The sequence below is a fragment of the Phytobacter sp. genome (assembly GCF_059074235.1).
Genome location: NZ_JCACPZ010000004.1, coordinates 768,104 through 793,439, shown reverse-complemented (window position 1 = coordinate 793,439; position 25,336 = coordinate 768,104). Strand labels below are relative to the sequence as shown.

The 25,336-nt window shown below is 51.9% G+C and carries 27 protein-coding genes; 13 read left to right on the top strand and 14 right to left on the bottom strand.

Translation table 11 applies throughout. The features are described from left to right. The first annotated feature begins 25 nt into the window (after positions 1-25). Positions 26-355, top strand: a complete 330-nt coding sequence (locus AC5JPW_RS07825) for a hypothetical protein (RefSeq protein WP_494239357.1) — start codon at positions 26-28, stop codon at positions 353-355. Here AC5JPW_RS07825 and AC5JPW_RS07820 read toward each other — a convergent pair. Beyond that, positions 333-1,136 carry a DUF4225 domain-containing protein gene (locus AC5JPW_RS07820; protein ID WP_494239356.1) on the bottom strand — a complete coding sequence of 268 codons (804 nt, stop codon included), beginning with the start codon at positions 1,134-1,136 and terminating at the stop codon, positions 333-335. The two genes, AC5JPW_RS07825 and AC5JPW_RS07820, sit on opposite strands and share 23 nt — an antisense overlap. A gap of 256 nt (positions 1,137-1,392) precedes the next feature. Here AC5JPW_RS07820 and AC5JPW_RS07815 point away from each other — a divergent pair, with 256 nt between their 5' ends. Continuing rightward, on the top strand, positions 1,393-1,728 hold the full coding sequence (locus AC5JPW_RS07815) for an SdpI family protein (RefSeq protein ID WP_494239355.1): 336 nt from the start codon (positions 1,393-1,395) through the stop codon (positions 1,726-1,728). A gap of 188 nt (positions 1,729-1,916) precedes the next feature. On the opposite strand, the gene AC5JPW_RS07810 is transcribed toward AC5JPW_RS07815, so the two are convergent. The 3 genes from AC5JPW_RS07810 to AC5JPW_RS07800 are packed head-to-tail and all read right to left on the bottom strand — an operon-like array spanning position 1,917 to position 3,756. After that, a complete protein-coding gene (locus tag AC5JPW_RS07810; protein ID WP_494239353.1) occupies positions 1,917-2,459 on the bottom strand; it encodes a 1,2-dihydroxy-3-keto-5-methylthiopentene dioxygenase in 543 nt (180 codons plus the stop codon). Further along, positions 2,456-3,145 (bottom strand): acireductone synthase, encoded by a 690-nt coding sequence (gene mtnC / locus AC5JPW_RS07805; RefSeq protein WP_494241163.1) that lies wholly within the window; start codon positions 3,143-3,145, stop codon positions 2,456-2,458. Before mtnC ends, AC5JPW_RS07810 begins: the two co-directional genes overlap by 4 nt. Continuing rightward, on the bottom strand, positions 3,145-3,756 hold the full coding sequence (locus tag AC5JPW_RS07800) for a methylthioribulose 1-phosphate dehydratase (protein WP_494239351.1): 612 nt from the start codon (positions 3,754-3,756) through the stop codon (positions 3,145-3,147). Before AC5JPW_RS07800 ends, mtnC begins: the two co-directional genes overlap by 1 nt. 137 nt (positions 3,757-3,893) lie before the next feature. Between AC5JPW_RS07800 and AC5JPW_RS07795 the strand changes: the two genes are divergently transcribed. Further along, positions 3,894-5,054 (top strand): pyridoxal phosphate-dependent aminotransferase, encoded by a 1,161-nt coding sequence (locus AC5JPW_RS07795; protein ID WP_494239350.1) that lies wholly within the window; start codon positions 3,894-3,896, stop codon positions 5,052-5,054. Positions 5,055-5,068: 14 nt separating this feature from the next. Here the strand turns inward: AC5JPW_RS07795 and AC5JPW_RS07790 are convergent, their stop codons facing one another. Both AC5JPW_RS07790 and AC5JPW_RS07785 read right to left on the bottom strand, forming a co-directional pair. After that, complete coding sequence (locus AC5JPW_RS07790) at positions 5,069-5,707, bottom strand: IbrB-like domain-containing protein (RefSeq protein WP_494239349.1); 639 nt, start codon at positions 5,705-5,707, stop codon at positions 5,069-5,071. Continuing rightward, positions 5,680-6,903 (bottom strand): phosphoadenosine phosphosulfate reductase, encoded by a 1,224-nt coding sequence (locus AC5JPW_RS07785; protein ID WP_494239348.1) that lies wholly within the window; start codon positions 6,901-6,903, stop codon positions 5,680-5,682. The genes AC5JPW_RS07790 and AC5JPW_RS07785 overlap by 28 nt, the downstream gene beginning before the upstream one ends. Positions 6,904-7,811: 908 nt before the next feature. Here AC5JPW_RS07785 and ahpC point away from each other — a divergent pair. Beyond that, positions 7,812-8,375: an alkyl hydroperoxide reductase subunit C gene (gene ahpC / locus AC5JPW_RS07780; RefSeq protein WP_494239346.1), complete on the top strand. Its 564-nt coding sequence runs from the start codon at positions 7,812-7,814 to the stop codon at positions 8,373-8,375. Between the two features lie 250 nt (positions 8,376-8,625). Continuing rightward, positions 8,626-10,191 carry an alkyl hydroperoxide reductase subunit F gene (gene ahpF, locus AC5JPW_RS07775; protein ID WP_494239345.1) on the top strand — a complete coding sequence of 522 codons (1,566 nt, stop codon included), beginning with the start codon at positions 8,626-8,628 and terminating at the stop codon, positions 10,189-10,191. A gap of 59 nt (positions 10,192-10,250) precedes the next feature. On the opposite strand, the gene uspG is transcribed toward ahpF, so the two are convergent. From uspG to dcuC, 5 genes are all read right to left on the bottom strand, one after another. Then, positions 10,251-10,679, bottom strand: a complete 429-nt coding sequence (gene uspG / locus AC5JPW_RS07770) for a universal stress protein UspG (protein ID WP_494239344.1) — start codon at positions 10,677-10,679, stop codon at positions 10,251-10,253. 138 nt (positions 10,680-10,817) lie between these two features. Then, positions 10,818-10,907: a small membrane protein YldA gene (gene yldA, locus AC5JPW_RS07765; protein ID WP_494239343.1), complete on the bottom strand. Its 90-nt coding sequence runs from the start codon at positions 10,905-10,907 to the stop codon at positions 10,818-10,820. A 131-nt stretch (positions 10,908-11,038) separates the two neighbouring features. Continuing rightward, positions 11,039-11,449, bottom strand: a complete 411-nt coding sequence (gene rnk / locus AC5JPW_RS07760) for a nucleoside diphosphate kinase regulator (protein ID WP_494239341.1) — start codon at positions 11,447-11,449, stop codon at positions 11,039-11,041. A gap of 169 nt (positions 11,450-11,618) precedes the next feature. Next, complete coding sequence (gene rna, locus AC5JPW_RS07755) at positions 11,619-12,428, bottom strand: ribonuclease I (RefSeq protein ID WP_494239340.1); 810 nt, start codon at positions 12,426-12,428, stop codon at positions 11,619-11,621. A gap of 97 nt (positions 12,429-12,525) precedes the next feature. Next, positions 12,526-13,899, bottom strand: a complete 1,374-nt coding sequence (gene dcuC / locus AC5JPW_RS07750; protein WP_494239338.1) for an anaerobic C4-dicarboxylate transporter DcuC — start codon at positions 13,897-13,899, stop codon at positions 12,526-12,528. A gap of 349 nt (positions 13,900-14,248) precedes the next feature. Here dcuC and AC5JPW_RS07745 point away from each other — a divergent pair, with 349 nt between their 5' ends. The 6 genes from AC5JPW_RS07745 to cspE all read left to right on the top strand — a co-directional run bounded on the left by AC5JPW_RS07745 (position 14,249) and on the right by cspE (position 21,321). Further along, entirely contained in the window at positions 14,249-14,674 is a 426-nt protein-coding gene (locus AC5JPW_RS07745; RefSeq protein WP_494239336.1) for a DUF2946 domain-containing protein, read from the top strand. A gap of 54 nt (positions 14,675-14,728) precedes the next feature. Then, entirely contained in the window at positions 14,729-15,076 is a 348-nt protein-coding gene (locus AC5JPW_RS07740; RefSeq protein ID WP_494239335.1) for a copper-binding protein, read from the top strand. 11 nt (positions 15,077-15,087) lie between these two features. Next, a complete protein-coding gene (locus AC5JPW_RS07735; protein WP_494241162.1) occupies positions 15,088-16,344 on the top strand; it encodes a TolC family protein in 1,257 nt (418 codons plus the stop codon). Then, the gene (locus AC5JPW_RS07730) at positions 16,341-17,789 is read left to right on the top strand and encodes an efflux RND transporter periplasmic adaptor subunit (protein ID WP_494239334.1); all 1,449 of its coding nucleotides are present in this window, start codon (positions 16,341-16,343) and stop codon (positions 17,787-17,789) included. Before AC5JPW_RS07735 ends, AC5JPW_RS07730 begins: the two co-directional genes overlap by 4 nt. After that, positions 17,786-20,905 carry an efflux RND transporter permease subunit gene (locus AC5JPW_RS07725; protein ID WP_494239332.1) on the top strand — a complete coding sequence of 1,040 codons (3,120 nt, stop codon included), beginning with the start codon at positions 17,786-17,788 and terminating at the stop codon, positions 20,903-20,905. The genes AC5JPW_RS07730 and AC5JPW_RS07725 overlap by 4 nt, the downstream gene beginning before the upstream one ends. A 206-nt stretch (positions 20,906-21,111) precedes the next feature. Further along, positions 21,112-21,321 carry a transcription antiterminator/RNA stability regulator CspE gene (gene cspE, locus AC5JPW_RS07720; RefSeq protein ID WP_004100146.1) on the top strand — a complete coding sequence of 70 codons (210 nt, stop codon included), beginning with the start codon at positions 21,112-21,114 and terminating at the stop codon, positions 21,319-21,321. Positions 21,322-21,375: 54 nt separating this feature from the next. Here cspE and crcB read toward each other — a convergent pair whose 3' ends face one another. Beyond that, the gene (crcB, locus tag AC5JPW_RS07715; RefSeq protein WP_494239330.1) at positions 21,376-21,759 is read right to left on the bottom strand and encodes a fluoride efflux transporter CrcB; all 384 of its coding nucleotides are present in this window, start codon (positions 21,757-21,759) and stop codon (positions 21,376-21,378) included. A gap of 90 nt (positions 21,760-21,849) precedes the next feature. Here crcB and AC5JPW_RS07710 point away from each other — a divergent pair, with 90 nt between their 5' ends. Together AC5JPW_RS07710 and tatE are read left to right on the top strand one after the other, a co-directional pair. Next, the gene (locus tag AC5JPW_RS07710; protein WP_494239329.1) at positions 21,850-22,638 is read left to right on the top strand and encodes a deaminated glutathione amidase; all 789 of its coding nucleotides are present in this window, start codon (positions 21,850-21,852) and stop codon (positions 22,636-22,638) included. A 127-nt stretch (positions 22,639-22,765) separates the two neighbouring features. Further along, on the top strand, positions 22,766-22,969 hold the full coding sequence (gene tatE / locus AC5JPW_RS07705) for a twin-arginine translocase subunit TatE (RefSeq protein ID WP_494239327.1): 204 nt from the start codon (positions 22,766-22,768) through the stop codon (positions 22,967-22,969). Positions 22,970-23,043: 74 nt separating this feature from the next. Here tatE and lipA read toward each other — a convergent pair whose 3' ends face one another. Further along, on the bottom strand, positions 23,044-24,009 hold the full coding sequence (gene lipA / locus AC5JPW_RS07700) for a lipoyl synthase (protein WP_494239326.1): 966 nt from the start codon (positions 24,007-24,009) through the stop codon (positions 23,044-23,046). A gap of 209 nt (positions 24,010-24,218) precedes the next feature. Next, a complete protein-coding gene (locus AC5JPW_RS07695; protein ID WP_494239324.1) occupies positions 24,219-25,172 on the bottom strand; it encodes a YbeF family transcriptional regulator in 954 nt (317 codons plus the stop codon). Positions 25,173-25,336: the final 164 nt, after the last annotated feature.

The following is a 25,336-nucleotide window of genomic DNA, read 5'->3' as shown; positions in this document are numbered from 1 at the left end:
TAAACATGATTGATGAGGAGGATATATGTCCAATTTTGAAACGGAATTGCTAAATTCAGGCTTTACACCTAAGGAACTCAACTTTCTGAACAAAAATATAAGTCGCTATGGTTCCTCCCTACAGGATGTCGTACTAGAGTTGGGTAAACGATTTATTGTGGCGTTGGGTATTTCTGTCTGTGTGGCGCTAGTTTTCTTTTCATTGATTCTTTTCGCAGAAAAATACAACGTCATTTCCGGGGGCATTTCATTGGTTGTCGTTCTGTTGATAACTTGGTTTTTTCAGCCCCCGGTAATAACCTATAAAGCCTGGAGATACAGAAAACAGATTATTAATTCTGCTGCGGGGCGTTAGACATCAAATCGAAAACCACTTTTGCAGAGACTCCCCACCCCACGACTTTCATGGTGAGTTTGGCCCTGTTCATCCCATCTACCCTGCGGTAGAAATCGAGCGGGAGCCAACGGAACAACCTCCAGGCTTCTGGCTTTCTGATAGCGCCAAAGACGGTATAGACACTTGCCGCGAGACTGACGCTGTTATAAATGCCCAGCCCAGATTCTCGTCGAAATCCCATAAACTGCGCAATGTCCATGACACCATCTGCCACCATGCCTTCGGATGTTGGGCTTCCCAGCATTTTCCTGTTCATTTCACGGGATATACCGTTGGCACCGTCCATAACCAGTATTGCTCCTGCGACCATGCCTACTGGCGTCATCGTCATCATCGCAGCAACCCCAGCAACTATTTGCAGGCCGGACAGCGCGACTTTAATAAACGAAATCATATAGCCGACAATTTTGTTATTTTCTGTGACGAGTTCAACCTTGGCATACAGTTGTGCTGTTCGGTTTTGCAGCATCCGGCTTTGTTCAAGCAGGCTTGAGTTCTCGGTTTTGATATTTTTAAGGCACTGCATGCACTCTTCATCAGTTCTGGCCGATCGTGCGACACTGAACTGTTGCATAATAAATCCCTTAATATCTTCCATAAACTGAATCCGGGTCAGTCCGTCACTCAGATGTGCTCCACCGACTATATTAGCGGTATTAATTAAGTTTCTGGCTTCCAGGTTTATCATGGTTTCAGCCCACGTGCGCCCCTGTTGCCCTGGAAAAAGTGCAATATCCATTTACTGTCCCTTGCATGAAATTCATCGATTAAAGAGTATCCCCTTTGTTGAAAATGGCAAATACGGAACGCAAGCTATTTACATCGAGTGGCATGCTACTCTGCCGGAAAGTATGTATTGTTCATAAGGTCAGCCTAATTCGTCAGATGACAGAGCTGTCACCATAAATGGGTAATGTGGCAATAAATATCCCCTTGTGGGGATAAAGTGATGATTATCCCCACAAGGGGATAAAACGTGCAAAGAGGGAGAGTCCATGATGGACATGAATTTTATCTGGCTGGGGATTGTCAGCCTGATCCTGATGGCAATCGCCATTCCGTTGGTACTGCAAAAGGTGAAACCGAACCGCTGGTATGGCGTTCGAATCTCACGAACGCTAAATGATGACGGGCTATGGTATCGCGCCAATCGCCTGTACGGCATGGCAATGCTCACCGTCGGTGGGGCGTTTTTCCTGCTGTCGGTGATTCTGGGGAACTGGCGTCCAGGTGAAGATAACCAGAAGATAAGCCTGGTGCTGTTTATGCTTGAAGTGCTGATTCCGGTGTTTTTTGCCCAGGTAAGAGCGAGGACGCTGGTGCGCAAATAGTGTCTGAACCAGGCAGGTATGTACCTAACAAAAAAAGCGAGCACGCACAGTCCCCTCTCCCTTGAGGGAGAGGTTTAGGGTGAGGGGGAAAATGCGGCTCTGAGGGGCATTCCGTTCACCTTATGTTCCTTGCTTTTCTATAGCGCCAGAACCCGTGAACGTGCCAGCAAACATGCGTGTTCAAAACATCACGCCAGCTTCGGATACCCGTCTGCAATTGCATCGCCGGTGAACTGGGCAATCCAGCCTTCCGGGTTGTCGAAGATACGGATGGCGGTGAAGTTTGGCTCTGAGCCCATATCAAACCAGTGCGGAGTGCCTGCCGGAACGGAGATCAGGTCATTTTTCTCGCACAATACCTGGTACACTTCGTTGCCAATGTGCAGGCAGAACAACCCAGCACCTTCCACGAAGAAACGTACTTCATCTTCGCCGTGAGTGTGTTCGTTGAGGAATTTGCTGCGCAGCGCTTCTTTCTGCGGGTTGTCAGCACGCAGGCTGATAACGTCCCAGCTCTGATAACCTTTTTCTTCAACCAGCTTGTCGATGGCGTGCTGGTAGGCGGTGATGACCGTTTCCGGTGATGGATCAGTGCCCAGGTCGCGGTCGGCTTCCCAGCGCTCAAAACGCACGGCTTTGGCGTTCAGCTTCTGCTGAATCTCGGCGGCGTCGGTGCTCTGCCAGGTGGGCTGGCTGGCGTCTTTGTCAGAATAAATCGTCAGTGCGCTCATGAAGGGATCTGCTCCGGCTTAATATGGTCGAAAGAGGGAACCTGGTGATGATGGCTTGCGGCGTCGTTGTCGCCACGAATCAGCTGTACGGTACGGAAACCGGCCTCTTCAGCGGCGTCCAGTTCCTGATGGATATCAGAGAGGAACAGGATTTGCACCGCAGGGATACCCAGTTGCTCAGCAATGTTGCGATAGGATTGCACCTCGCGCTTCGCCCCCACCAGGGTGTCGAAGTAGCCGCTGAACAGATGAGTAATATCACCTTCGTCGCTGTAGCCAAATAACAGTTTTTGCGCTGCAACGGAGCCAGAGGAATAAACATATAAATCAAGGCCTTTGGCTTTCCATTTTTCCAGCGCAGGCAGCACGTCCGGGTAGAGATGACCAGTGAAGTCGCCATTGACGTAACCGTCACGCCAGACAATCCCCTGCAGCGCTTTGAGCGCAGTGGATTTACGATCTTCATCCATAAAGGCCAGCAGGGTGTCGAGCAGATCCGCGGTGGAAGCCTCGGGCTGGCCGACTTCTTCGCGCAGGTTGTCGAGGATGGTTTTCACCGGCTCAACATACTGCTGCGTGGCCAGAAGCGCCGGCAGGCGTTCGCGGGCGTAAGGAAATAACACGTTGTGCACAAAGCGGATATCGCTGGTGGTGCCTTCTATGTCGGTTACAATCGCACGGATCATCATTTCTCCAGCAGACGACGCTGCATTTCGCATTCAAACAGGAATTCCAGCCCTTCGAGGTGTCGACGGGCCTCCGCCACATCACGCCCCCAGCAGGTCAGACCGTGACCACGCAGTAAAAAGCCGTAATTAAGCGGGCGCTCATGCGCATAATGCTCGATTTGGCGGGCGAGGGCATCAATATCCTGAGAGTTATCGAAAATTGCAATCGGAACGGTATCCAGATGCGTTGTTTGCCCGCGCAGGGATTTTTGCATTTCAAAGCCGCTAATGAGCAATTCCGGTGCCCGCTCAACGCGCGACAGCACGGTAGCATTCACCGTGTGAACGTGCAAAACGGCACCGGCCTCCGGGAAGAGGCGATAAATCAATGTATGCAGGCCGGTCTCAGCCGAGGGTTTACGCCCGGACGGGGCATGGTTGTCGGCAATCGACACCTGCAGGAAATCGGCGGTGGTCAGGCTGCCTTTGTCTTTACCGGATTCGCTCAGCCAGCACCAGTGCGCATCTTCACGCACCGACATATTGCCGCCGGTGGCGGGGGACCAGCCTTTCTGGCCAATCCAGTGACAGGCGTGAACGAGATCTTGAAGTTGCAGGTTATCTGTCATGGTCTTCCTTTATGCGCACGGTGCGGCGTATGGGGAGGCATATTCTTATGGTTTAGACGTCTAAGCGTCTTGATTGCCAAATACTAACATCGTGTTATAGTGGCAGCAACATCAGTATTACAAGCAGGCATGCAACAATGAGCGACAACACACTGATTCCGCAAAGTAAACTTCCCGCACTGGGCACCACAATTTTCACGCAAATGAGCGCTCTGGCGCAGCAGTACCAGGCGATTAACCTTTCGCAGGGGTTCCCGGATTTTGACGGTCCGCGCTATTTGCAGGAGCGACTGGCGCACCATGTGGCGCAGGGGGCGAATCAGTATGCGCCAATGACCGGCGTGCAGGCGCTGCGCGATGCGATTGCTGACAAAACTGAAGAACTTTACGGCTATAAACCGGATGCGGGCACCGATATTACGGTCACCGCAGGCGCGACAGAAGCGCTGTATGCGGCGATTACTGCGCTGGTGCGTAAAGGTGATGAAGTCATCTGCTTTGATCCAAGCTACGACAGTTATGCCCCGGCGGTAGAACTTTCTGGTGGTGTGCTGAAACGTATTGCCCTGCAGCCACCACATTTTCACGTTGACTGGCAGGCATTTGCCGCGTTGCTGAGCGAGAAAACGCGTCTGGTTATCCTCAACACGCCGCACAACCCATCGGCAACGGTCTGGCGCAAAGAGGATTTCGCCGCGCTGTGGCAGGCGATTGGCGATAAAGAAATCTATGTGCTGAGTGATGAAGTTTACGAGCACATCTGCTTTGCTGAAGAGGGACATGCCAGCGTACTGGCACATCCACAACTGCGTCAGCGGGCGATTGCCGTTTCATCATTCGGTAAAACCTTCCATATGACTGGCTGGAAAGTAGGCTATTGTGTGGCACCGGCCGCCATCAGCACTGAACTTCGCAAAGTACACCAGTATCTGACGTTCTCGGTGAATACGCCCGCACAGCTGGCACTGGCGGATATGCTGCGCAGCGAGCCGGAGCACTATCGCCAGTTGCCTGAGTTTTATCAGGCTCGCCGAGATGTGCTGATTAATGCGCTCAGCACCAGTCGTCTGGAAATTCTGCCCTGCGAAGGCACCTATTTCCTGCTGGCTGATTACAGTGCGATTTCCGATCTTGATGACGTGAGTTTTTGTCAGTGGCTGACCAAAGAAGTCGGTGTGGCGGCGATCCCGCTCTCCGTGTTCTGCGCCGATCCCTTCCCGCATAAGCTGATTCGTCTGTGCTTTGCGAAGCAGGAATCGACGCTGCTGGCGGCGGCAGAACGGTTGTGCAAGCTGTAGTGCGTTAACAGCAGCTATTTAACCGTCCACGCACGTGAGAATCGACGGCCTGCAAAGAGTTCAGTCAGGCCGTTGATTTGCTTCAGGCGCAGCACTTCGTCGCTGTCCATTCCCAGTTCCTTGCCAATTCGCTGTTCATCCCAGCCCGATCTTGCCAGCTCACGTACAATTTCTGACATCTCACTGATTTGATGCCGCCCGCGAGCCCGATTATGGCGAATGGTCGCTGCCATGCGGTCTGATTTTCCTGAACGCTCTTCGTTGAGGCAAGCAACAGGCAAGTAACCCCTAAGCTTGCTTTTTATGGAAGCACGACTTGTACCCAGTTCATGGCGGTGGAAACCGTCGACGATTTCGAAATGATCGGGTTTGTCTTCCTGTACCACGATCGGCTGAGTAAAACCGTCTGCTTCAAGAGATTTCAGCAACAACCGTTTTTCCGGCGGGGCCACATTATTTGGGTTGTAGTCATTGGGGGCGATTTTAGTGCTTTTCACCCAAATAATGCAGTCGACAGGCTGATCGCGAAACGGACTGAGTTCATGCAATGCGCGACGAAAATTGTTGATAGCCTCAATGCGTTTCGCTTCTGGCAGCTTTCTTAAGTACCCCTGCAGTTCCTCAATTAGTTGCTGTTGCATAAAATCCCCCATTCCTTGCGTTTGTTTTTAACGCGGTCGTGATAACGCTGGTAATTGCTGGTTTTAGTGGGACTAAAAGAGAGTGCCCGGCACCAGTAATCGTTGTTAAGAAGCACCTTGCAGATGCGACGCCAGGAGGGGATATCTTTTGCGCCCACATCCTTAGGTTGCGCATCGGGTATGCTTTCTATCCCCTGCTTTTCAAACCACCGCAGGTAGACGGCTATTTTGTTACGGTAATGCTCTGCAGTGACTTCTGGCATGCTATCGAGCAGAAACAGGGCATATTCCTGCCAGGACAAATGATTCGGTTTGGTGAGCTTGCGGTGGCCATAAAACATGTTGTCCCTCCCGGCATAAATACCACCACAACTTACACCACTTACACGTTCGCACATGATGGCCCATCGTTCCGGCTCAATAACGTGATAAAGCCATAACCCCTGACGTTGCTCGGGCCCAAAAGGCTCGCAAATACGCATGTAGCGCATCGGCACACCCGCCTGGTACATCAAATCGTACAGGGGGTTGTAAGCCGTTTTCGTTATGCCAAACCAGGTCCAGATATCGGCTGTTTTCCAGTCATAAATAGGGTAAACACACCAGGCATGCCCACGAGGTGTGGCGGTTGTCCAGGGAATGTCGTCGGCATAACGCATCTTCCGGGGCGAGGCGATAGACATGAAACGGTTATACGATTCGTCGGCTCTGATGCCAATCATCACAGCGGCAGGGCGATTACAGGCAAACCAATCGGCAAACTTGCCGACAAAGGCCTCAAAGGTCATTCCATGCTCATAAAAGGGTAGGGTTCCAGGTTGTGTGATGGCATGTTCCGGTGGTTGACGAACCCATTCAGCACCAGGTTGCCAGCACTGCCATGTAGGTGAATATTGGGATAATCCATTCTGAGTGGTAAGAGGTAAGGCGACCCAATAGAACGTCTCAGTGATATCCTGGCATGCAATACGTACCTGTTCGACATAATTGATGGTGTAACTGAACTGGGCTTCCCAGTCGATAAAAAGAATGCTTATTTTCTTTTTGAGTTCTCGCGCAATCTGAATGGTTAAATGCAATAAAATGCTGGAATCTTTTCCCCCAGAAAAAGAAACACACACTTTAGAGAAATTTCCTAATGTCCATCTAATTCTTTCCAGACTAGCGTCAAGCACATCCTGCTCAAGAATTTGTTTTCTAATTTCCATTATCAATTCTTCTTTTTTGATAAAACAGCCGTGGTGAAATGATAATGAATTTGATGAAAGGGTTAATCTTTAATTTTATATAGATTTCAGTTATATAACTGTTTTTCATGCAGTGTAACATTCATACTGGTTCTGTTTGTTAGCATGTGTCCGTGTTTGAATGATGTAACACCGGTATTCTGTCTGTCATTGCATGTAAAAGTTAACGTTTAAAGTATTCGTTCAATGGATAATTCATTTCGGATTAATGGTGAAGTACGGGGCGGTTTGCTGAAATATATTCACTGAGCATAAAGGTTGCGCGCACTTTAATCACCTCGAGTCTTTTTTACTACTGCTTTTTATAATATTCATTTGGTGAATGTTGATTGTGAGGAAACGGCCAGGCTCGCGTATTTATAACAGTTTACGATTTAATACATTCTTACTTTTAAGTGGTTATCGTGAAGAAAGAACGCATCTTTAATGGCCAGTGGGCGCGACGAGCGCGGTAGGACCCCATCGGGTTTAAAACGCTTTAAATCAGGGCATAAGAGAGATTAAGGCAGCACCTATCACAACCATAGGTAGTATCTGCCGGGAGCACGTTGTTATACGCGCGCGAGAGTGTTCTAATCCCTGACGTCTGTGTGACAACTTAATCGCGTGTTGCACAAGGCAATGCCAGCCTGACTGGCACTGAAGCACCCATGGGTCTTTCAGGTATCAAGCCACCCGTGAGGTGGCTTTTTTGTTTCCCGCGGTGCGGCTGAATCTTGTCAGTTTCACCGAATGTTCATGTACGGTTTATTAAGCAGTTTTGTGTGAGTTGTTAGATAACGCTTATTGATTTGATAATGCAAACGCATTAGCCGGGTCGGAAAAATTTCGTTAACTTACACCTCAACGAAAACACGGAGGAAGTACAGATGTCTTTAATCAACACTAAAATCAAACCTTTTAAAAACCAGGCGTTCAAAAACGGTGAGTTCGTAGAAGTTACTGAGAAAGATACCGAAGGACGCTGGAGCGTGTTCTTCTTCTACCCGGCTGACTTCACTTTCGTATGCCCGACTGAACTGGGCGACGTTGCTGACCATCATGCAGAACTGCAGAAACTGGGCGTAGACGTTTACTCCGTTTCTACTGATACCCACTTTACTCACAAAGCATGGCACGGTAGCTCTGACACCATCGCTAAAATCAAATACGCGATGATTGGCGACCCGACTGGCGCCCTGACCCGTAACTTTGAAATCATGCGTGAAGACGAAGGCCTGGCTGACCGTGGCACCTTCATTGTTGACCCGCAGGGTATCATCCAGGCTATCGAAGTTACCGCTGAAGGTATCGGCCGTGATGCATCTGACCTGCTGCGTAAAATCAAAGCAGCACAGTACGTTGCTTCCCACCCAGGCGAAGTATGCCCGGCTAAGTGGAAAGAAGGCGATGCGACTCTGGCTCCTTCCCTGGACCTGGTCGGCAAAATCTAAAATTTCCGTCGCCTTTCGTGCCATAGCGGCGTTGGCGTCACCTGCTCGCCCCGGTCACTTACTGATGTAAGCTCCCGGGGACTCTCAGGTTAGCCACCTTGCTCTGACGCGAGATACTCGGAAATTGACGTCTGATATCGGGTGCAGTTTTGCACCCGATTTTTATCCCGCGCACCATGATTCAAGTTGCATTGAAGCCGCCGTAATAAGGCAGCTTGCATGATGATGTTTTAAGCCCAGGAGATTGAAAATGCTCGACACAAACATGAAAACGCAGCTCAAGGCTTACCTTGAGAAACTGACTAAACCTGTTGAGCTGATTGCCACGCTGGATGACAGCGCCAGATCGGCAGAAATCAAGGAACTGTTGGCTGAGATTGCTGAACTGTCAGATAAAGTCTCTTTCAAAGAAGACAACACGCTTGCCGTGCGCAAGCCATCGTTCCTCATTACTAACCCAGGTTCAAACCAGGGCCCGCGTTTTGCAGGCTCACCGCTGGGTCACGAATTTACCTCACTGGTTCTCGCTCTGCTGTGGACCGGTGGTCACCCGTCCAAAGAAGCGCAAGCGCTGCTGGAACAGATTCGCGATATCGACGGTGATTTTGAGTTTGAAACCTATTACTCGTTGACCTGCCACAACTGCCCGGACGTGGTACAGGCGTTTAACCTGATGGCAGTGTTGAACCCGCGTATTAAGCACACAGCGATTGATGGCGGCACTTACCAGAACGAAATCACCGATCGTAATGTGATGGGTGTTCCGGCGGTATTCGTCAACGGTAAAGAGTTCGGTCAGGGGCGTATGACGCTGGCTGAAATCGTTGCCAAAATCGATACCGGTGCAGAAAAACGTGCTGCCGAAGAGCTGAATAAGCGTGATGCCTATGATGTGCTGATTGTTGGTTCCGGTCCGTCCGGTGCGGCAGCAGCAGTGTACTCTGCGCGTAAAGGTATTCGCACTGGCCTGATGGGTGAGCGTTTTGGTGGTCAGGTGCTCGACACCGTGGACATCGAAAACTACATCTCTGTGCCGAAAACAGAAGGTCAGAAACTGGCGGGTGCGCTGAAAGCTCACGTCTCTGAATATGATGTGGATGTGATTGATTCGCAGAGCGCGACCAAACTGACACCGGCAGCGGTAGAAGGCGGTTTGCATCAGATTGAAACCGCGTCGGGTGCGGTGCTGAAAGCACGCAGCATCATCATTGCGACCGGGGCCAAATGGCGCAATATGAACGTGCCGGGCGAAGATCAGTATCGTACCAAAGGCGTGACCTACTGCCCGCACTGCGATGGTCCGTTGTTTAAAGGTAAACGCGTGGCCGTGATTGGCGGTGGCAACTCCGGCGTGGAAGCGGCTATAGATCTGGCAGGCATCGTCGAACACGTGACGCTGCTGGAATTTGCTCCAGAGATGAAGGCTGACCAGGTTTTGCAGGATAAAGTACGCAGCCTTGGCAACGTCGACATTATTTTGAATGCGCAAACCACGGAAGTGAAAGGTGATGGCAGCAAGCTGACCGGTCTGGAGTATCGTGATCGTGTGAGCGGTGACGTGCACCACATCGCGCTGGCCGGTATTTTCGTGCAGATTGGTTTACTGCCGAATACCACCTGGCTGGAAGGCGCGATCGAGCGCAACCGTATGGGCGAAATCATCATTGATGCGAAATGCGAAACCAGCGTCAAAGGTGTGTTCGCAGCCGGTGACTGCACCACCGTGCCGTACAAACAAATTATTATCGCCACTGGCGAAGGTGCGAAAGCCTCTCTGAGCGCATTCGACTACCTGATTCGCACTAAAACTGCATAAAAAGAAAGTAAGACTACACCTGCAATAATCAAGAGGCTGCCTAAGGCAGCCTCTTTTTTTTACCGCACAACCAGAACCGGAATGTGCGCGTGTCGCACTACGCTTGAGGCATTCGAGCCCAGTAAGTGGGTAGAAATGGACGGGTTGCGCGAGCCAATCACCACCATATCGGCCTTCAGCTCTTCGGCCATTTCATTGACCACGTCTCTCACGCTGCCTAAACGGACATGAATCCTGATGCGCTCAGGATTAATGGAGAAATGGCTGACCATCGTATCCAGCCTCGTTTGTGCTTCGGCCTGCAGATGCTCTTCAAAACGGCGAATATCGGCGGCAAAGCGGTGCAGGCTTAAACTGGCTGAGGCTGGCAGGACGTGCAGCAAATGAATGATGCCTGTCTCCTGCGCGAGGAACTCGGCGTGTCGCACGGCTTTGTCACTTAACTCCATTTCAAATACATCGACCGGCATAATAATTGTCTGGTACATAAACGCGTCTCCCTGTGGGTTATGTCCTGTGTATTGCAGCATAAACGGCAGATTAATTTTGCTAAGTGGTTGGCAATTATTCACTAACTCGATAATTCGCCAATGCAAGAATTGGGGGATGACGCGTGGGAGGAGAGGCTACCAGTGACGTTCAAGGAAAAGCACCGCTGCGACAATGATCGCCACGATGACGATATAAATAAGCGTGACGAGGACTATCTCGTTCATAGACTAACCCGGAGCAATATCCTGTTTACAAGGTTAGGATCAAAGCAGCCGCAAAGAAATGCGACATTTGGATGAAATAGTGAAAGCAAGAGGATGCGGGAGCATCCTCTGTAAACCTGAGCGGGGAGGATTTAGAGGCGGTATTCGCCAGCTGCTTCAGGTTGATAGACAAGTTCTAACACTTCGAGATCGGTTGCAGTGCCGCCTGGCAATTCCCAGTGAATGCTATCGCCGACGCGTAAACCCAGCAGGGCAGCGCCAACGGGCGCCAGAACAGAAAGCTGGTTAGCGCTATCGGTCATGTTTGTGGGGTAGACCAGCGTACGAGTCCGTGTTTCACCGCTTTTCAGGTCGCGAAACGTGACGGTACTGTTCATGGTCACCACATTGGCTGGCATGGCCTCAGGAGTACACATTTGCGCACGATCCAGCTCTGTATTTAACGCCTGGGCAACGGGCAAATTCGCGTAGGCCGGTTTTTCCAGCAGACGGTCAATGCGCTCAGCGTCGAGTTCGTTGATGATGATGGCAGGTCTGGACATCTCTTGCTCCATGTCATAAGCGGCGTACCGCCTGATTGATCCAAAGAAAAACCCTCGCCGTCGGGCAGCGAGGGTTTAGCAGATCCGATGATACTGAGACTGGGGACAAGTTTGAAGTGACTAAGCTCACATTTGCCGGGTTTATGGTTAACTTCCCGACAATAAAACGTCAGTAGCCCTGGCTGTCGATGACAAACGTATCGCCGCAGTTGCCCGGATGAGGTTGTGGACGAAAACTCTGTGTAGAAAGTGGGGCGTTAATCGTCGCGGCATCAAGATTAAACTGCAGTTCGGTGAGATAAGCTGGGTTTCCACTGCAGCTCAGCTTAACGGATTTGATGCTGTTGTCGCCCCACGATTTCGCCACAGCGGCATCAAAATCACGGCGGTTGACGCGCTTACCGTAGTTGTCTGCCAGAAACGCACCCAATGGACTCTGCTTCACTTCCTGGTTCATGCGCACCATGACGCCAAACCAGGCATCCGGGTCAAAGCCAAAGCAGACGCCGTGCTTAGCATATTCATAGCGTTCCAGGCAGGATGTACCGCCTGCACCTGGCATCACGGCATTGAGTTTGTTCGCCATTTCCAGTGATAGCCCGGTTTCACCTGCCGCACATTTACGGCTGGCTTTTGCTTCCGGCATATTAGGGACAGGGCGGCTGGCACATCCGTAGCGCATCCAGCGATTATTATCAACGCCGCGAGCAGCGATGGATTTTGGCAGGCTGGGCCACAGGCCATGCACGGTCAGATAATCACTTTTCTGCGCAGGCTCTTTTTGCAAACGGCACTCATCCGGCTCTCTGCTACCCCGATCGTGCTGGCTCTGGCAAAACCCGGTCTGCCATGAGAGTGCCAGCACATAGCTGTCGAAATCGCTGTAATTTTGAGCAACAAGCGGATCGGCGTGAGCAGGCAGGTATGAGAGGATCGCCACAGCGACACTGAGGCTGGCGACGAGACCCTTTCTTAACATTGATAGTCCTGATACTTGCGGTGAGATAATTTCTGGGAGTTATTAAAGCACAAAAAGCGCCGGACAGGCGCTTTTTGCTTACAGAGCAGTGCAGTACTTAACGTATCGCCGCGCCCGGTACCAGAATTTCGGTGGCAATGATGACGACTATCAGGCCAACCAGCACGGGTACGGATGTGCGTTTTACCACTTCAAACGGAGAAATATTTGCCATCCCCGCGACAGCAACCACGACACCGGAGACCGGAGAGATAGTACGACCGAGGTTGGATGCCTGCAGCATCGGAATCGACAGGTAAGCCGGATTGATCGCTGACTCATGTGCCAGTTTCGGGATCATCTCTACAAACGCATAAAACGGTGCGTTGCCTGAACCGGTGGTCATTGCCGCCAGCATGGTGAGGATAACCAGCACTAGCATCAAAATTATACTGGCTGAGCCAAAAGAGGTGGCGATGGAGATCAGACTCTGGATAAAGCCGATGGTGCTCAGGCCTTGGGCAAAGACCCCGGCTGCAACCAATAGCATCACCACGCCCGCAAACGCATCAGCCATCCCACGGTAAGCCACTTCAAGACCTGAGAAGACATTTTGGGTGTTAAAGCCACGGAAGAACTCCAGCACCGCCGCCAGCAGCATACAAATAACCAGAATGGTGATAATGTGCAGTTCCGGGCCCCATTTACCATCAAAAATCAGTACACCGATGATGGGGGTGAACGGCAGAATGGCATAAAACGCCGGGGCTTTGGTGGTGATGTCTTTCACGTCGAGAATTTCAGCGGTGATATTCTCTTTTTTATCCAGATAGCGCTGCCAGAAATAGTGAGCAATCGCCATCGCGATAATGGCAGCGATAGAAATCGGCAGGGTGGTTTTAAAGGCAAAGTCTACCAGCGGCATTTCTGCGGCTTTAGCGGCCAGCACCACGTCACCAGAGGTGGGGGATAAAATAATCGCGGCCGGGGAGGCACAAATAGCAGCGGCGGCCCCACGACTAATACCCACGTTGACCATCACCGGGAACAGGGTAGCCATTAATAATACGCCGAGCCCGGTAGCAGAAGAGACCGCCAATGACATCAGACACGCCACAAAATAGGCGGCAATCATCAGCAAATAAGGCGAGTTAATAAAGCGCAGCGGGCGGGAGGCCAGCTTGACGACCATGTCATTTGCGCCAATGTGCGTCATATAGGCCGCAAACCCGCAGAGCATCATGATCATCATGCCAAGATCGCCGCCGCGGCTCATCAGCAGAATTTTCACGTACTCAACAATGTCTGTCGCGGTGTAACCAGTGCTGGTGGCGCTACCTGGCAGGACTTTATGCCCCATGATCGCGCTGATGATGAGCAGCGTCAGGCCACCCACAAACAGCACGCCAGTCGCTGAATATCCTTTGATGATATAGCGTGCGACGCCGACAATAACGGCCACGCCAATGAAAAGTTCAATAAACGTTAACATAATGTTCTGGATCCCAGGGTGAAGGTCAGATAAAACGGCTGCGGGAAAAACGAAAAAACGCAATGTGCCGAAGAACGGCCTGAGAGTAGATGATTAAAATCAAGGAAGGATCGTTTTAAGAATATAAAGGTGAAAATTTGACATGTGGATGCAAATTAACGGAAATCCGTTGCCGATGTTCTTGCTTTAATGTGACTGAATTAAATACAAAAAAGAAAATGAAAAGTTAATAACATTCGTTTGTTAGGTTATCGTTTCATTCACCGCGTAAATTAATTAAAAAAGCCTTTAAAAATAAAAATCCGAATGTCTATACTCACCCGGTCTCCGTATTCATTATTGGGTAATTATGCATACTGGCTGGGTAAGTCGACTGCGCGCCATGAAGCGGCATCTTATGATGTTGCTGATGGCGTTTGGCTGGCTGTTGATCCAGAGCCAGGTGGCGATTGCTTCACACGATTGTGACCTTGATATGCAGGGCGCGACGGTGATGACGCAGCATTACGATCACATGATGACCGGCAATGTGGTGTCCGACAGCGCGATGCAACCTCCCGTTCATGCGATGAAGGCTCCTCTGTGTGACAAACACTGTATCCCGGATGTCGCGCAAAAAGAGACCGGGCATCAGTCGCTCGTGGCGTTGCCCGTCAGTATAACCCTCGCCGTCGTGAAACCCGTTTGTGTTGATACCGCACAGCAAGGGTGGGCATTAACCCCGCCTGCTATTGGCCCACCGGCCACGATCCGCTTTTGCCGATTCAGAGAGTAGAAACCTGTTAATTCGTTGAAATTTCATTCTTTTACGATTAACAGGAGTTCTACTATGCGTTCTTACCTTCGTTGTTCGCTGGCCGTCGTGCTGGCACTGCTTTCCGTCTTTGCCGTTCAGGCGGCTGAAATGAACCACAGCATGCATCATGACATGTCGCAACATGCGGCGATGCAGGCACCGGTTTACCGTTCTCAGGGTGTCATCAAAAAAGTCACCCCACAATCCGTTTCCATTTCTCACCCGGCTATCCCTGACCTCAACTGGCCCCCGATGACCATGCAGTTTGTTCTGCCACAAGGTGCCGGATTGCCTGAACTGAAGGTGGGCGAAAAGGTCAGTTTTACCTTTAGCCAGACCGACAGCGGCTACCAGATTGTCTCTCTGACACTTCAAATTTAGTCGGGGAAATGATGAAACGATTCTCACTTAGCTTGCGGCTGAGTGGGGTTGTGTTGGGTCTGATGTGCTCCGCCGCGCAGGCGGAGTCATTCACTCTGATACAAACCCTTGCCGCCACGGAACATTATTCTGCCGAGCTGTCTGCCCGTCGCAATGAAGCCCATGCGCTGGATGCGATGGCGGAGTCCGCCCGACAACTCCCCGACCCGAAGCTGAAATTTGGTATTGAAAACCTGCCGGTGCAGGGCAGCAATGACCGCCGTTTCACCCGCGAAGGCATGACCATGCAGCGGATAGGGGTCATGCAGCAATACGTCAGCGCGGAAAAGCGCGAGCGAAAAGCCGACACGCTACTGGCAGAAGCGCAAAGCGTGAATGCCAAATCTGCCGTCACCCGTGCAACGCTCCAGCGTGACGCCGCTCAGGCCTGGCTGGATCTCGCGCTGTCTACGCGTGCGCTGCAAACCGCCCGCAAGCGGTTGGCCGAAACCCGCGCTCAGCAGGGTGCACAAAAGGCCAGCGTTGGCGCGGGTAATGCGGCACCTGACAGCGTCCTCGCGTTTCAGATAGGACTTAGCGGCATGCGCGACAAAGTCACCCTGGCCGAACGTGATGTGCAGCTGGCTCAGGCACGGTTAACGCAACTGACTGGACAAACAGTGACGGCTGTCAGTGGTTCCCTTCCTCGTTATGAACGTCTGCCTGCTGATGAGCACACCCTGGAAAGTGGGGTGATGCAGCACCCGGAAATGGTGGTGGCGACCAGTGAAGCTAACAGCGCCAAAGCGCGTTCGGCCCAGTCAGCAATTGCCGCTATTCCGGATGTGGAGGTGGAAGTCTGGTACGGCCGTCGCGCTGAAGGATACGAGGATATGGCAGGTGTCATGGTGACCGTCGATTTACCTCTGTTTACCGCAAAGCGTCAGGATAAAGATCACGCAGCTGACGTTTCCCGCACGATGCAGGCAAACGATCAGCTGGCGCTTATCGAGCGTGAGCACGTGGCACAGGTGCAATCGCTCATCGCGCAGTACAACGCCGCTCAGGCGCTGTGGTCACGTCAGAAGGACGAGGTTTTACCTCTGGTGCGTCAGCGGGCATCGCTGATGGCGGCTCAGTATCGCAGCGGTCAAAGCCAGTTGCCTGAACTGCTGGAAGCACGTCGAACCGTATTGGACAGCGAACTCTCCGTCATACAGGCAGAAAAAGAGATGGCCCGGAGCTGGGCCGCCATTCAGTGGTTGATCCCCCAGGAGCTGGTGCAATGAATAAGACGATTATCGCAATATTGATTGCCGCCGGGCTGGCGGCATCTGCGGGCTACGGCCTGGGACGGCTGCATGTGACACCTGCGGGTGATACTGCCGGAACGCCGGACGCGGAGCGAAAGGTCCTCTATTGGTATGACCCCATGGTACCTGGGCAACGTTTCGATAAACCCGGTAAATCGCCGTTTATGGACATGCCGCTTGTGCCGCGCTACGCCGACGAAGGGCCGGATAATGCGGGCGTCACCGTTAGCCCGCGGCAGCAACAGAATCTGGGGATGACCACCGCAAAGGTGGAAAAACGCGTGCTGGCCTCTGCGTTTTCTGCGTTCGCCACCGTCACGACGGATGAGCGTGGCATACAGACGGTGCCTTCTCCGGCGTCCGGGGTGGTTGAAAAGCTGTTTGTCCGCGCGCCACAGCAGTGGGTGAAAAAAGGCGAGGCGCTGGCGCAGTTGTGGATCCCGCAATGGACCACGGCTCAGCAGGAGTATCTGGCGGTGCGTCAGCTTGGCGATACCGCCCTGACGCGTGCCGCCCGCGACAGGCTGGCACTGCAATTTATGCCCGAGTCGATTATTCAGGCGGTGGAGCGCAGCGGGAAACCGCAGACCCGCCTGACCTTACGTGCGGAGCGGGCCGGGTATGTGGTTAAGCTGGATTCCCGCGAGGGGGCGCAGGTCGCTGCGACTCAAACGCTGTTCGAACTGGCAAGCCTTGACCCTGTCTGGCTGGTAGTGGATTACCCGCAGACCCAGGCGCAAACCTTAACGGTCGGCAGCGAGATAATCGCCACTTCAGCAAGCTGGCCAGGTGGGCAGTTCATGGGGCGGGTGAGTGAGTTGTTGCCACAAATGGAAACCACTACCCGGACGCTCAAGGCGCGTATTGTGCTGGAAAATCCGCAGCAAAAACTGAAACCGGGCATGTTTCTGACGGTCACTCAGCCGGAAGCGGCAAAACAGCCTGCGGTGCTGGCGATACCTGAAGAGGCACTGATTGCCACCGGTACGGCTACCAGAGTGCTGCTGGCATCCGGGGAGGGGCACTTCCAGGCCGCTAATGTCACACCAGGCAGAACAGCGCAGGGTTGGACGGAAGTCCTTTCCGGGTTGAAAGAAGGGGATGATGTGGTGACCTCCGGCCAATTCCTGATTGACTCCGAGGCTAGTCTGCGTAGCGCATTGCCTGACGCGCCGGTGGCAAAAAAAGCCCAACAATATGAGAGCGTCGGTGTGGTGGAAGCCATTGACGGGGAGTCCGTCACGCTGGCGCATCAGCCCATTGTGGCGTTGAACTGGGGGGCGATGACCATGGATTTCACGCTCACACAGCCGCAACCGGAGATTAAAGTCGGTCAGTCGGTGATGTTCAGCTTCACCCTTGATGACGAAAACGGTGCGGTAATTACCCATCTGATGGCGAACGAGGGGGCGATGAAATGATTGCCGCCATTATTCGCGCCTCGTTGCGTAACCGTCTGCTGATATTGCTTGCCGCGCTTGTGCTGACGGGATGGGGTATCTGGTCTGTACAGCGCGCTCCACTGGATGCCTTGCCGGATCTGTCGGATGTGCAGGTGATCATTCGCGCCAGCTATCCGGGTAAAGCACCACAGATCATCGAAAACCAGGTGACCTATCCACTGACAACCGCGATGCTTTCCGTGCCGGGGGCAAAAACGGTACGTGGTTATTCCATGTTTGGTGACGCCTATGTGTATGTTCTGTTTGATGACGATACGGATCTCTACTGGGCGCGCTCGCGGGTGCTGGAAAATCTTAGCCAGATCCAGTCGTCCCTGCCGACGGGCGTTAATGTGGCGCTGGGGCCGGATGCTACCGGTGTCGGGTGGATTTATGAATATGCGCTGATTGACCGTAGCGGCAAGCACAACCTTGCCGATTTGCGTGCGTTGCAGGACTGGACGCTTAAGTTTGAGCTGAAAACCGTGCCCAATGTAGCGGAGGTCGCAAGTGTAGGCGGGATGGTGCGTCAGTACCAGATCCTGCCCGATCCGGCAAAACTCCGGGCGCTGAATGTCACTCATGAACAACTGATTACCGCCGTACAGTCCGCCAATCAGGAGAGTGGTGGTGCACTACTGGAGATGGGGGAAGCCGAGTTCATGGTACGTACTACCGGGTATCTTCAGACGCTCGACGATTTCCGTCATGTGGTCATCACCAGCCGTGACGGTGTGCCAGTGATGCTCTCGGATGTCGCCAGCGTACGTCTTGGCCCTGAGTTACGCCGTGGGGTAGCGGAGTACAACGGTGAAGGGGAAGTGGCCGGCGGTATTATTGTCATGCGCTACGGTAAGAATGCGCTGCAAACCATTCACGCGGTGAAAGAGAAATTACAGGCAGTTCAGAAAACGTTGCCCGCCGGGGTAGAGATCGTGCCGGTTTACGATCGCTCAACGCTCATTGAACATGCGGTTGAAACCTTGACTCATAAGCTCATTGAAGAGTTCATCGTGGTGGCGTTGGTGTGTACGCTGTTCTTGTTCCACTTCCGCTCGGCGCTGGTGGCCATCGTCTCGCTGCCGCTGGGGATCCTTGGTGCATTTATTGTGATGCACTACCAGGGGATCAACGCCAACATCATGTCGTTGGGCGGGATTGCGATTGCGATAGGCGCGATGGTGGATGCGGCGATCGTGATGATCGAAAATATGCACAAAGTGATTGAGCAGTGGCGGCATGATAACCCCGGTCGTCAACTGGTCTCCGGTGATTACTGGCGCTTGTCGGAACAGGCGGCGGTGGAAGTCGGCCCGGCGCTGTTCTGCAGCCTGCTTATCATCACACTGTCGTTCATTCCCGTGTTTTCGCTTGAGGCGCAGGAAGGACGCATGTTCTCGCCGCTGGCGTTTACCAAAACCTGGGCGATGGCCGTTGCTGCTGGACTGGGGATCACCCTGGTGCCGGTACTGATGGGCTTGTTTATCCGTGGAAAAATTCCCGATGAGAAAGCGAACCCCATTAACCGCTTTCTTATTCGCCTGTATGAACCCGTACTGGAGCGTGTGCTGAGTTGGCCAAAAGCGACGCTGGCGCTGGCGTTTGTACTGTTGCTCGTAACGTTGTGGCCGTTGAGTCGTTTGGGTAGCGAATTCATGCCGCCGCTTAATGAAGGCGACCTGCTGTATATGCCATCAACGTTACCCGGCATTTCAGCGCGAGAAGCAGGGCGACTGCTCCAGCAAACCGACCGGTTGATCAAAACCGTACCGGAAGTAGAGAGCGTGTTCGGTAAGGCAGGAAGGGCAGAGAGTGCGACGGATCCTGCGCCACTCACTATGCTCGAAACCACCATTCGGTTTAAACCTCGTGACCAGTGGCGGCCCGGTATGACGCCAGATAAGTTGGTGGATGAGCTGGATAAAACCGTGAATATTCCTGGCATCGCTAATGTGTGGGTGCCGCCGATTCGTAACCGGCTGGACATGCTGGCGACAGGGATTAAGAGCCCGGTCGGCATTAAAGTGAACGGGAATAACATTGCCGACATTGAACGCGTGGCGCAGCAAATTGAACAGGTGGTGAAAACCGTACCGGGCGTCACGTCTGCACTCGCTGAGCGTCTGTCGGGCGGACGTTATGTGGATATCAATATTAACCGGCAGCAGGCGGCGCGCTATGGGGTGTCGGTCAAAGAGTTGCAGTCGCTGGTGTCAACGCTGGTGGGCGGCGAAAACGTGGGTGAAGTTTTGCAAGGACGTGAACGTTTTCCTGTCAATATTCGTTATCCACGTGAGCTGCGTGAAAATGTGGATGATCTGCGTACCCTCCCGGTTATCACCGAAAATGGCAGTCAGATTGCACTGGGTGAGTTGGCTGACATTGTGGTGAGCGAAGGCCCACCGATGCTGAAGAGCGAAAACGCCCGCTTATCAAACTGGATATATGTGGATTTACGTGGGCGGGATTTAAAATCAGCGGTAGATGAGATGCAGCAACGCGTGGCTGAACAGGTGAAGCTGCCGCAAGGGGTGACGCTCTCCTGGTCCGGGCAGTTCGAATACCTGGAGCGTGCGAGTGCGAAACTGAAAATTGTTTTGCCCGTGACGTTGCTGATTATTTTCGTTTTGCTGTTCATTACGTTCCGGCGCATCTCTGACGCGTTACTCATCATGGGGACTCTACCTTTTTCGCTGATAGGCGGCGTCTGGCTATTGTGGTTACTGGGCTATAACTTGTCGGTTGCGGGAGCGGTAGGCTTTATTGCACTTGCGGGGGTAGCGGCAGAATTTGGTGTCATCATGGTGCTCTATTTAAATCATGCGCTGGATAAGTACCGCAAAAACGATCCCGATGGCGGGCACGCTATGCTTCGCCGGGCGATACATGAAGGTGCTGTGTTACGCGTACGGCCAAAAGTGATGACGGTGGCTACGATCATGGCGGGATTATTGCCAATTATGTGGGGGGGAGGCAGTGGCTCGGAAGTGATGAGTCGCATCGCGGCTCCGATGATTGGTGGGATGGTTACCGCACCGTTGCTTTCTCTGTTTGTTATCCCTGCGGTGTATGAACTGCTGCACCGTCGGGACTGAAAATGCGTGCGCGCTGCAAGGGCGCGCATCAGTGTGGTCGAACATTTATTGACCAGAAGGGAAATGACGGGACAAACGGTAGATTCGCACAAACTTCGCGACATTTATCACTTTTTGATGAATAACGACTGGACAAAAGTCTCTACAATTGTTGTACTGTTACTCGACACAGCATTTGTGTCGTTTTTCATGTAAAGGTAATATTGATGTCTAAGATTAAAGGTAACGTTAAGTGGTTTAATGAGTCCAAAGGATTCGGTTTCATTACTCCGGAAGATGGCAGCAAAGACGTGTTCGTACACTTCTCTGCAATCCAGAGCAATGGTTTCAAAACTCTGGCTGAAGGTCAGCGTGTAGAGTTCGAAATCACTAACGGTGCCAAAGGTCCTTCTGCTGCTAACGTGATGCCTATCTAAGTTAGCAATAAGACAGAATTTCAAAACCCGCTGATAAGCGGGTTTTTTTTGCCCTTAATTTGCGTTTGCGCTGGAAAACAGCCAGAACGCAATGGCCGTCATCGCAAACGAACCCAGTAAATTTACCGCCACGTTCAGCAACGCCCAGCCAGCACGTCCTTCCTGCAACAAGAAAACCACTTCGGCAGAAAAGGTCGAAAACGTCGTCAAGCCGCCGCAGAATCCCGTTGTCAGCAGTACTTTCCACATTGGATCGATGTTGGTCATTCGGTTGAACCAGGCCAGTCCAAGACCAATAATAAATGCACCAATCAAATTCGCTGCCAGTGTGCCCATAGGAATGGCATGATGGGCAGGGTTGAGTTTCATGCTGAGCGCCCAGCGTGCGACGCTGCCAGTACCGCCACCAATGAACACCGCCAAAAGAAGTTGTAACACCGTGAAATCCCGCTGTTTGATTTGTTAGAGTGACGAGTGTAGCGCCGAACCGATTGGCTGGCTATGTCGGCACCTTCAGGAGAGACTGAGATGATTGTTGCAGCAGGGCAATTTGTTGTGACCCCGGACTGGCGTGCCAATGCCGGAACCTGTGTGAATTTAATGGCTCAGGCTGCGCGCCAGAATGTGTCACTACTGGTGCTGCCAGAAGCATTGCTGGCACGTGATGATAATGACCCGCATCTATCCGTGAAATCCGCCCAATCGCTGGATGGTGAATATCTGCAGCTTCTTTTAGCTGAAAGCCAGCACAATACCCTGACGACCATTCTGACCGTTCACGTTCCGTCAACGCAGGGCAGAGCGGTCAACACGTTGATTGCTCTGCGGGCCGGTAAAATCATTGCCCAGTATGCCAAACTGCATTTGTATGATGCTTTCAACATGCAGGAATCTACCCGGGTTGATGCCGGTGATGAAATTGCACCGCTTATTGATGTGGACGGCATGAAAGTCGGGTTAATGACCTGTTATGATTTACGCTTCCCTGAGCTGGCAATGAGCCTGGCTCTGCAGGGCGCTGAGTTACTGGCGGTGCCTGCTGCGTGGGTACGTGGGCCGCTTAAAGAGCATCATTGGGCGACGTTACTGACTGCACGCGCGCTGGACACCACCTGCTATGTGGTGGGGGCAGGCGAGTGCGGGAACAAAAACATTGGTCAGAGCCGGATTATAGATCCACAGGGTGTGACCATTGCAGCGGCAGCGGAATCCCCGCAATTGATTTTTGCTGAGGTGACAAAGTCACGGCTGATGCAGACACGAGAAGTTCTGCCCGTGTTACGTAACCGCCGTTTCGCTACACCAACATTGAAGTGATGTTTTTTTAAACAACGCTTGATTCATCTCGTTACAGATTGCTATTGTGTGCGCGCGCCGGATGACCGTTAATTACGTCAGGGTATAATGGCGCTTTACGCTGTGTGTTTTACGAAAGAAGGTATCTATGGGTGAGATTAGTATTACCAAACTGTTGGTAGTGGCCGCACTGGTCGTTCTGCTGTTTGGTACCAAAAAATTGCGTACTCTGGGCGGCGATCTGGGCACGGCCATCAAAGGCTTTAAAAAAGCGATGAACGATGATGATACCGCGGCGAAGAAAACCACTGACGATGGCGTCACGGCAGAGAAACTTTCTCATAAAGAGTAAGCCTCGCTGACTCAATAAAAAAACCGGCACACTGGCCGGTTTTTTTGTCTCAAGTGTAATCAGATATTACACCGTTATTTCACTTCAATGCCTTTCGCCTGCAGGTCTGCATGGTAAGAAGAGCGAACAAACGGGCCGCATGCAGCATGGGTAAAGCCCATAGCCAGCGCTTCTTCTTTCATCTCATCAAACTCTTCAGGGCTTACGTAGCGCTGTACCGGTAAGTGATGACGGCTTGGCTGCAGATACTGACCCAGTGTTAGCATGGTCACACCATGACGGCGCAGATCGCGCATAACTTCCACGATTTCCGCGTTGGTTTCGCCCAGGCCAACCATCAGGCCGGATTTAGTCGGGATATGCGGGTGCGCTTCTTTAAAGCGTTCCAGCAGCTTCAGGGACCAGTTGTAATCTGCACCTGGGCGCACCTGACGATATACACGTGGAACGTTCTCCAGGTTGTGGTTAAACACATCCGGAGGTGTTGCAGTGAGGATATCCAACGCACGATCCATGCGGCCACGGAAGTCCGGGACGAGGGTTTCGATTTTGATGGTTGGATTTTTCTCTCGAATAGCGCTGATACAGTCAGCAAAGTGCTGTGCACCACCGTCACGCAAGTCATCACGGTCCACGGAAGTGATAACCACATAACGCAGGGCCATATCAGCGATGGTTTGTGCCAACTTAACCGGCTCATTTGCATCCGGAGCGACAGGACGACCGTGTGCCACATCGCAGAACGGGCAACGGCGCGTACAGATAGCACCCAGAATCATAAAGGTTGCCGTACCGTGGTTGAAACACTCAGCAAGGTTAGGGCAGGACGCCTCTTCGCAAACAGAATGCAGCCCGTTTTTGCGCATGGCTGCTTTAATACCCTGAATACGGGACGAGTCAGCCGGAAGTTTTATTTTCATCCATTCCGGTTTTCTCAACAGGGCTTCACGCTCTGTTGCCACGTTTTTAACCGGGATAAGAGCCATTTTATCGGCATCGCGGTACTTAACACCGCGTTCCATCACAATGGGTTTACTCATAGCGTGCGTGTTCCAGTTGCGGATAACGAAGTAAGTGATTCAATTCAAGGGAATGTTGTATTTATCAACTATTTTTGAATTCACGGCGTGCAGTATACCATTGATGAGGGGGAGAAAGCAGCCTGACAACGGGGCAAAATGTAAAATAGTTGTTGTTTTGTGCCAAATGCCCAGAGAGCATTAGCCGTTTTGCCAGGCTGGGTAAATCGTTAAAATGCGCGGCGAATTACGTTGATGACATTTTCAAGTACCGGGTCACGCAAACTCAACTTGTTGTAATACAGTGATATATCAAGTCTTTCATTGCTGACCGGAGGGAAATCTATCTCAGCTAATGGCCAGCATGCACTGAAGAGTTTAAACAGGCGAGTTGGCATCAGGCCGAGCATATCGCTGTTGCCGATCAGTGCTGCGATAGTAAACATATTGTAACTACTGAAGCTGACCTGACGCTCCGGGAAGAGATCCTGCACTCTCTGGCGAAGCCCACTCAGATTTTGTCCTTCCAGCATCAACAACGTATGATCGTAGTGCTGCAGAACATCCTCATTGATAGTTGAACGCAGGCAAGGGTGGCCCTGACGGCAAACCAGCATTAATCGATCGGTGTAAAGTGCATGATGATTGAGGGTTCTGGCGGTTGGAATATTAGTATCAATGATGAGGTCTGTCTGGAATTGGCTGAGCTGGTTCTCCGCATCATGAATAGGAATGTTGCGCATCAGCAAATGCGGTGCAGCCTCTTTGATTGCCTTCCAGATAACAGGAATGACAATAGCCCCAAGCGATGGTGGGGTGCCAATCGTAATCGTCCGCTGCTTATCATAGCTGCCGGTTAGATCCAGCGCGCCCAGGATTGACTCCAGGCCCTGACTTATATACTCATGCAGGTGTGACGCATAGGCAGTCGGCGTGACGCCTTGTCCTTTCCTGATAAATAGCGGGTCAGGAAATATTGTTCGTAATTTTTGAATAGACTGACTAATAGCAGAAGGCGTGAGATTAAGCACTTTCGCTGCATTTACTATCCCTTTTTGCACATATACCGCTTCAAAGATGGTCAATAAATTGAGATCGATATTGCGCAATGTGCGGAAGATTTGCGGCTTGTCTTCTTCGGGGCGTTCCGTTATTCGCTGTTCCGACGGGTTATTATAATCCACGCTTGTACTCCGTAATCATTCACATAATGAATGATAGTTGAATTTATTTTTGTGGTCATGAGTTATGGGAGGTGCTTTTCCATCGCATATCATCATTATGGATGTTTTTCAGGAAGATGCTGCATCCCGCGCATAAATTTAATCTGGCGAGAGAAAATTCAACG

Coding starts and splice junctions, on each gene's coding strand:
- AC5JPW_RS07825 (WP_494239357.1), top strand. CDS start 26: ATGTCCAATTTTGAAACGGAATTGCTAAATTCAGGCTTTACACCTAAG.
- AC5JPW_RS07820 (WP_494239356.1), bottom strand. CDS start 1,136: ATGGATATTGCACTTTTTCCAGGGCAACAGGGGCGCACGTGGGCTGAA.
- AC5JPW_RS07815 (WP_494239355.1), top strand. CDS start 1,393: ATGATGGACATGAATTTTATCTGGCTGGGGATTGTCAGCCTGATCCTG.
- AC5JPW_RS07810 (WP_494239353.1), bottom strand. CDS start 2,459: ATGAGCGCACTGACGATTTATTCTGACAAAGACGCCAGCCAGCCCACC.
- mtnC (WP_494241163.1), bottom strand. CDS start 3,145: ATGATCCGTGCGATTGTAACCGACATAGAAGGCACCACCAGCGATATC.
- AC5JPW_RS07800 (WP_494239351.1), bottom strand. CDS start 3,756: ATGACAGATAACCTGCAACTTCAAGATCTCGTTCACGCCTGTCACTGG.
- AC5JPW_RS07795 (WP_494239350.1), top strand. CDS start 3,894: ATGAGCGACAACACACTGATTCCGCAAAGTAAACTTCCCGCACTGGGC.
- AC5JPW_RS07790 (WP_494239349.1), bottom strand. CDS start 5,707: ATGGGGGATTTTATGCAACAGCAACTAATTGAGGAACTGCAGGGGTAC.
- AC5JPW_RS07785 (WP_494239348.1), bottom strand. CDS start 6,903: ATGGAAATTAGAAAACAAATTCTTGAGCAGGATGTGCTTGACGCTAGT.
- ahpC (WP_494239346.1), top strand. CDS start 7,812: ATGTCTTTAATCAACACTAAAATCAAACCTTTTAAAAACCAGGCGTTC.
- ahpF (WP_494239345.1), top strand. CDS start 8,626: ATGCTCGACACAAACATGAAAACGCAGCTCAAGGCTTACCTTGAGAAA.
- uspG (WP_494239344.1), bottom strand. CDS start 10,679: ATGTACCAGACAATTATTATGCCGGTCGATGTATTTGAAATGGAGTTA.
- yldA (WP_494239343.1), bottom strand. CDS start 10,907: ATGAACGAGATAGTCCTCGTCACGCTTATTTATATCGTCATCGTGGCG.
- rnk (WP_494239341.1), bottom strand. CDS start 11,449: ATGTCCAGACCTGCCATCATCATCAACGAACTCGACGCTGAGCGCATT.
- rna (WP_494239340.1), bottom strand. CDS start 12,428: ATGTTAAGAAAGGGTCTCGTCGCCAGCCTCAGTGTCGCTGTGGCGATC.
- dcuC (WP_494239338.1), bottom strand. CDS start 13,899: ATGTTAACGTTTATTGAACTTTTCATTGGCGTGGCCGTTATTGTCGGC.
- AC5JPW_RS07745 (WP_494239336.1), top strand. CDS start 14,249: ATGCATACTGGCTGGGTAAGTCGACTGCGCGCCATGAAGCGGCATCTT.
- AC5JPW_RS07740 (WP_494239335.1), top strand. CDS start 14,729: ATGCGTTCTTACCTTCGTTGTTCGCTGGCCGTCGTGCTGGCACTGCTT.
- AC5JPW_RS07735 (WP_494241162.1), top strand. CDS start 15,088: ATGAAACGATTCTCACTTAGCTTGCGGCTGAGTGGGGTTGTGTTGGGT.
- AC5JPW_RS07730 (WP_494239334.1), top strand. CDS start 16,341: ATGAATAAGACGATTATCGCAATATTGATTGCCGCCGGGCTGGCGGCA.
- AC5JPW_RS07725 (WP_494239332.1), top strand. CDS start 17,786: ATGATTGCCGCCATTATTCGCGCCTCGTTGCGTAACCGTCTGCTGATA.
- cspE (WP_004100146.1), top strand. CDS start 21,112: ATGTCTAAGATTAAAGGTAACGTTAAGTGGTTTAATGAGTCCAAAGGA.
- AC5JPW_RS07710 (WP_494239329.1), top strand. CDS start 21,850: ATGATTGTTGCAGCAGGGCAATTTGTTGTGACCCCGGACTGGCGTGCC.
- tatE (WP_494239327.1), top strand. CDS start 22,766: ATGGGTGAGATTAGTATTACCAAACTGTTGGTAGTGGCCGCACTGGTC.
- lipA (WP_494239326.1), bottom strand. CDS start 24,009: ATGAGTAAACCCATTGTGATGGAACGCGGTGTTAAGTACCGCGATGCC.